Here is a 6,346-nt window from a genome sequence, read left to right as displayed (position 1 = left end):
GGAAGTTAATGTTCCCGACGCGGACTCCGAATACATTAGCGCAAACCAACTCCGTTATTACTAAATTGTAGTTGCAATAACGGGGCGGACCATACATTTTTATTATCAGCTATTGCCAGTTAAAGATAACCAACACACCAAGCAACCCGATGATTAGGCTAAACCAAGGAATCTTACGCTGAGTGGTTGGCTCCTTCTCACTGCATTTATCGTTATTGCAACATCCCATAAATTGACGCTCCGTTGATAACTTTTTGATTTTGAATTGAAGAGTGGAAAAATTGCAGCCATTATACTGGTATAACATCAATCAATTGGACCATTATTGTGCCAGATAAAGTCAAAATAACTTCCAGTCATTGGGTATTGATTGTCGCCCTATTGGCTGCTGGGTTTGCCTGCTTCTTGCTCGTAGAACCCTATATTAATTCCATCGTCATGGCTTTCATCATCTCGCTGTTGATGTTCCCTATTCATGAATGGATTGAGAAAAAGCTTCCTAATCACCACAACATCAGCTCATTGATCTCCTGTGTGGTGCTGACGTTCATTATTGTTGTCCCACTGCTGTTTGTGTTTGGTGCCATTGTTCAGCAAGGCTCGACCTTTTCACAAAACGTGTATCAATGGGGAACTCAAGGTGGAATCCAAACTATCTTTGAACACCCATGGGTCATTAAAGGACTGTCATTAGTTAATACTTACTTACCGTTTGACACCATTGAACCTCAAGAGATTGCTCAAAAAGTTGCTCAGTTTGCGACTTCATTTGGTAGTAACTTGGTCGGGATCAGTGCCAAGATTTTGGGTGACGCGACCAACTTCTTAATGGACTTTTTCTTGATGCTGTTCGTGCTGTTCTTCCTGTTACGCGACCACGATAAGATCATCAGTGCGATTCGCCACATTTTACCTTTGTCACGCAGCCAAGAAGACAAATTGCTTGATGAAATCGAACAAGTTTCTAAATCGGCGGTAATGGGTTCTTTCTTAACGGCGATTGCCCAAGGCTTTGCAGGTGGTATTGGTATGTGGCTGGCAGGATTCCCAGGCCTCTTCTGGGGAACCATGATGGGTTTTGCTTCATTTATTCCCGTTGTCGGTACAGCGCTAATTTGGATTCCAGCCGCGATTTACCTGTTCTTAATTGGCGATACAACTTGGGCAATCTTCCTCACCGTCTGGAGCGTTGCGATTGTCGGCTCTATCGATAACCTACTACGCCCACTCTTGATGCAAGGAAGTGGCAGTGCTGGGATGAGCACATTAATGATCTTCTTCTCGCTACTTGGCGGCTTACATCTATTTGGTTTGATTGGACTTATCTACGGGCCGCTTATTTTTGCGGTGACCATGGTACTGTTCAATATCTACGAAGAAGAGTTTCAAGGTTTCTTAGACCAGCAAGATAGAAGTTAGTTACTGCTCACTTCGTATTGAGCGATGTCATTTACCACTACACCATGAGGGAGGATTATGCGAAAATCCTCCCTCATTTTTTATGCGAGTCCATTATGTCTGCTTACATTGCGCCAAGCCAAATTGCCCAGCGACAGCTTGCCTACTTTGAAGGTAAACACGTATTAGTTGCGGGTGAAGCTGAAGACCTGTTTCCCGTTGAGTTGGCCAACCATTGCCATTCCGTAACCGTTTTTACAACCAATTATGGTTACTATCGTCAACTAGAGTCCCATAAACAGATCACTAGCGTTTTTGGTGCAGAGTTCACGCAAGAAACACAAGCAGATATGGTGCTGCTGTACTGGCCAAAAGCAAAAGCCGAAGCAGAATACTTATTGGCGATGCTGATGGCGAAACTCGGCCCAGAAACTGAAATAGCAGTCGTAGGAGAGAACCGTTCTGGCGTGAAAAGCATTGAAAAGATGTTTAAGGCCTACGGCCCAGTCACAAAATACGACTCAGCAAGACGTTGTTCTTTCTATTGGGGACAATGCACTCAAGCATCAAGTCAGTTCAACATCGAGCAATGGTTTAAGAGCTACCAAGTCAGCTACAAAGAAACATCCCTGACGATTAAGAGTCTACCGGGCGTGTTCAGTCATGGTGAGTTTGATATTGGCAGTAAACTGCTGCTTGATACCCTACCAACGCTGAGTGGCAAAGTTCTCGACTTTGGCTGTGGAGCCGGTGTTATTGGCAGCGTGATGGCCACTTTGAATCCAACGATTCAACTTGAGATGTGTGATATCAGTGCATTAGCGGTTGAATCAAGTAAAGCCACATTAGAAGCTAATGGTTTAACGGGCAAAGTCTTTGCTTCAGATGTCTACTCTGACACCAGCGATGACTATGATTTTATCATTAGCAACCCGCCTTTCCACGCAGGCCTAGACACCAGTTACAGCGCGACAGAAACGCTTTTAGCCGATGGACCAAAACATCAAGCTCGCTCTGGTCAGCTGTTAATTGTTGCGAATAGCTTCTTACAATATCCGCCAATTATCGAAAAATCTTACGGTAATTGCGAGACGCTAAATAAGACCAACAAGTTCGCTATCTACAGCGCAAAAAAATAACCTCCCAGCCCAATCTCACCGTAGATTGGGCAAGAATTCAGCGCAATCTGATAAAATTGCGCTTGCCTCCACGCTTTCCTCGCAACTTACTTGTCAAAGTAAAAAAACTCGTTAATTTTGTCATCTTAGGAAAATAACGTTTTTACCTAGCTTGTTGCACTCTTTGACGGCATCAAGCCGAATTCTCACGGAAAGTCTGATCTGATCATGTTTAAGTTGTATCGAAAGCAAAAATTTAAGCGTCTACAAAGTACCTTGATGCTGGCGTTTCTTGTTTTAAGTATTACGCCTCTTACCGTCATCGCTATTTTTTTCTTACAGTCGCACACCAAAGATCTTCAAGAGCAAAGTACCTCTCACCTCGTTTCTGTTCGAGACAGTAAACAACAACAAGTCATTGACTACCTTTATGCTAAAGAGTCGGAAGTGATGGGTTTTGTTCGCTCAGAGTTGGCTTATGCGAGTGGTGGTCGTTTCTATGGCCTCGTCAATGCCTTCCGTAGCTTAGGTTTAGATATAGACCAAGCTCGAGAGTATGCCCAAAAGCGCTACATTCAAGGCTCTGGCGATCAAATCAAAACTTCAATATTGCCGCAATCCAGTGTTTACAACGGCACTGAGCGATACAGGTTGCTCCACAAGCGCTACCACTGGGCTTACCAAGAACTACTGAAACGATCTGATTTTGACGATATTTTGCTTGTTGACCGAGAGGGTAATGTCACCTATTCAATCTATAAGCATGACAATTTCGGTACTAACTTGTTAACGGGTAAATACAAGGATGAAAACTTAGGCAAGACATTCGCTAAGCTCAAAACCTTTGTATCGGAAAAACGTAAAACTAATGAGGATTTTACCCCGGTTATCATTTCTGATTTTGCTCAAGAGCAAGGCAAAGCAGTGGCATGGCTAGGCGCACCAATCATTCAACAAGGTTATTTACACAGCTACGCACTCTTTAGGCTGCCAAATAACGGCATCACCAAACTGATTGCGGATACCAACAATATTGCGTCAATGAAAACACTCCTTGTTGGTAGCGACCACTTGTCTCGCACTCTGGCGTATCAACAAGAAGATATTGATAAGAGCCAAGAAGTAGTCGATTTGGCGCTGTCGGGCCTGACTAACGTTGGCACTTATAACAATACCTTGGGCGAAGCGACCATTGCTGCTTACAGCCCAATTTCTGTTAAAGGTGTGGATTGGGCCATTGTGGTGGAAGTCCCTGAAAGCGTAGCGTTTGCTCGCGTGCATCAGCTCGAGACGCTATTTATCTTCGCGATGTTAACGGCGATTTTATTGGTCGTGATGGCCTCTCACTACTTATCTAACTTCATCACATCACCACTGCTAAAGCTTACCTGGGCGGCAGAAAAAGCCTCAGCCGGTGACCTTGATACCGATATCACCAATACTCAGCGAAAAGATGAAATTGGCCGACTTGCGGTCAGCTTTGAACGCATGCAGCGTTCTATTCGTGAAAAAATCTTGCTGATTAAACAACAGAATGAAGAGTTAGAAAGCAACTTAAAGCTGATTCAAAAACAGAACGAAGAGCTTCAACTGGCGAACAAGTTAAAGGATGAATTCTTAGCCACCACTTCACATGAGCTAAGAACCCCTCTTCACGGAATGGTGGGCATCGCTGAAGCACTGGCGTCGGGTGCAAACGGCCCAATTACCTCAGAACATAAGTATCAACTAGACATCATCATCAGCAGTGGTCAACGTTTGGCAACGCTTGTTGATGACTTACTTGATTACCATAAGATGCGTTATGGCAACCTAGACATTGAAACCAGTGCCGTCGATCTGGCCGGAGCAACACGCCTTGTTCTTGAGCTCTCATCGCATCTGTTGGGAAGTAAGCCGATCCGCATAATCAATCAGGTACCTGATGAACCAGTATGGGTTAGCGCCGATCCGCAGCGACTGGAGCAAGTGCTGTACAACCTGGTCGGTAATGCCATCAAGTACACTAGCGAAGGTAAAATTGTTATTTCGACCAGTATCGTCGATGACAATATTCGAGTTCAGGTCGTTGATACTGGCCAAGGTATCCCAGCTGACCAGCTTGAACATATCTTCGAACCATTGATTCAAGCTGGTAACGACTCTAGCCGCTATCGCCAAGGTGCTGGATTAGGGCTTTCAATTAGTCGTCAATTGATTGAACTGATGCAAGGCTCCTTGTATGTGAGCAGTCAGCCAATGGTCGGTACGACCTTCAGCTTTACTTTGCCGATTGCTTCTCTTGAACAGATTGAAACGGCAAATCAGTACGAAGCCCCTCATTTTAAAGCGCCAGACACTGGTAATGTTGAGTTAGCAGAGCCTGCAAGCATTCCAGAAAATCCAGACGGCCCGATATTACTGGTTGTGGATGATGAACCCGTTAACCTCAGAGTCCTTGATAGCTTCCTGCGCTTGGAAGGTTACCGTGTTCGCACAGCAAAAGATGGCCACGAAGCGTTAGAGGCAGTCGAGCGTGAAAAACCAGAACTGCTGCTGCTCGATATCATGATGCCAGGCATGAGCGGCTATCAAGTCTGTGAATCCTTGCGTGAAACCTACGACCACGCAGCACTGCCAGTTATCATGCTGACCGCTTTAAATCAGACTGATGACCGTGTACGGGGCTTTAACTCTGGTGCGAATGACTACTTATCTAAGCCATTCAATAAACAAGAGCTCGCTGCTCGAATTGCTGCCCACTTGACTGCAAGTAAAGCCGAACAACGTCGCATCGAGAATCAGCAGCTTCAGCTTGAACTCAAACAACGTGCGATGGTCGAAGCTAGCTTATTAGAAACTCAAGGCCGCTTGCTTGAACAGCTTGAGACAGCACCAGAAGCTATTGTATGTGTTCGCGATGACAACAAGATTCGATTTGCCAACGAAGCTGCTTCCAAGCTATTTAAGCGCTCAACCGAGCAGCTAAAACGCTCAACTGCCGATGAGCTTATTGCGCCTAAGTTCCTCAATGTTCAGCAAGAGCACTACTGTGGGATCATTGATGTTTATGTTGAAGATGTTAGACAGCACCTTTCAGCAGACATACTAAAACTTCCAGAAGGTGCTGGCCTGCGTTCTATGTACATTTTCAATGTCGGAGGCAGCGTCAACGCTACACGCATCAATAACCTTGAAACTGCGATTGAAGCGCTGTCGAGCTTTGCTTTCGAAGGTGATAAAGCCAAACTGCAGGAACTCAAAGAGCTTGGTGGAGAGTTCACGCGCCTAGCAGACAAAGTATCAAGCGACAGCAAATCAAAACAAGATATCATGAGAGAAGTACTTGTAGATGCGATGACAAGCGCGTTGGAGTACTGGGAGTCCGTGACTGGCCAAACTAAGTTTGCCTTCGCAGAGCAAAGCGGGTTATGGCGCGTCTACCTTGACCGAAGCACACTGCAAACTCGCACGCTAGATAAGTATCTTCGCCCAGAGACCTTACCTAAGACACCTCGCTGGAGAACCGTACTTAGTTCATTAGAATACATTCTAGAGCACTGTAATGAACAGAGCCCCGAACGTACTCATATCGAAGGATTACGAGACAAGCTTCAGCATTTACTCACGAGTTAACCTTTCATCTCCCCACATAAAAGCCTGCCTCGTGCAGGCTTTTTTATTGCTCATTGAAAAGGGCCGAAGCGATGTAAAATGAGTTATTACGCTACGTAAAACAACGTTAATCAACGAGGTTCAACAGGAGTAAAACAGAGCAATTTTTTGCCTAAAAATGGTTATTCAAGCACTAAGTTGTACATAAAGAGTTCATATTGCGAAGTCAATCACAA

3 protein-coding genes are annotated in these 6,346 nt (G+C 44.9%); all 3 read left to right on the top strand.

Annotated features, from left to right (window positions below):
• Positions 1-327: 327 nt before the first annotated feature.
• The 3 genes from F0231_RS11270 to F0231_RS11260 all read left to right on the top strand — a co-directional run bounded on the left by F0231_RS11270 (position 328) and on the right by F0231_RS11260 (position 6,131).
• Positions 328-1,419 (top strand): AI-2E family transporter, encoded by a 1,092-nt coding sequence (locus F0231_RS11270; protein ID WP_171759821.1) that lies wholly within the window; start codon positions 328-330, stop codon positions 1,417-1,419.
• Between the two features lie 95 nt (positions 1,420-1,514).
• Complete coding sequence (rsmC, locus tag F0231_RS11265; protein WP_171759820.1) at positions 1,515-2,537, top strand: 16S rRNA (guanine(1207)-N(2))-methyltransferase RsmC; 1,023 nt, start codon at positions 1,515-1,517, stop codon at positions 2,535-2,537.
• Positions 2,538-2,744: 207 nt separating this feature from the next.
• Complete coding sequence (locus tag F0231_RS11260) at positions 2,745-6,131, top strand: response regulator (RefSeq protein ID WP_171759819.1); 3,387 nt, start codon at positions 2,745-2,747, stop codon at positions 6,129-6,131.
• Positions 6,132-6,346: the final 215 nt, after the last annotated feature.

The sequence above is a fragment of the Vibrio sp. RE86 genome (genome assembly GCF_013114545.1).
In the GTDB taxonomy this organism is placed as follows: domain Bacteria; phylum Pseudomonadota; class Gammaproteobacteria; order Enterobacterales; family Vibrionaceae; genus Vibrio.
Note: the sequence above shows the minus strand (reverse complement) of the source record. Positions and strands in the feature narration are given on the sequence as shown.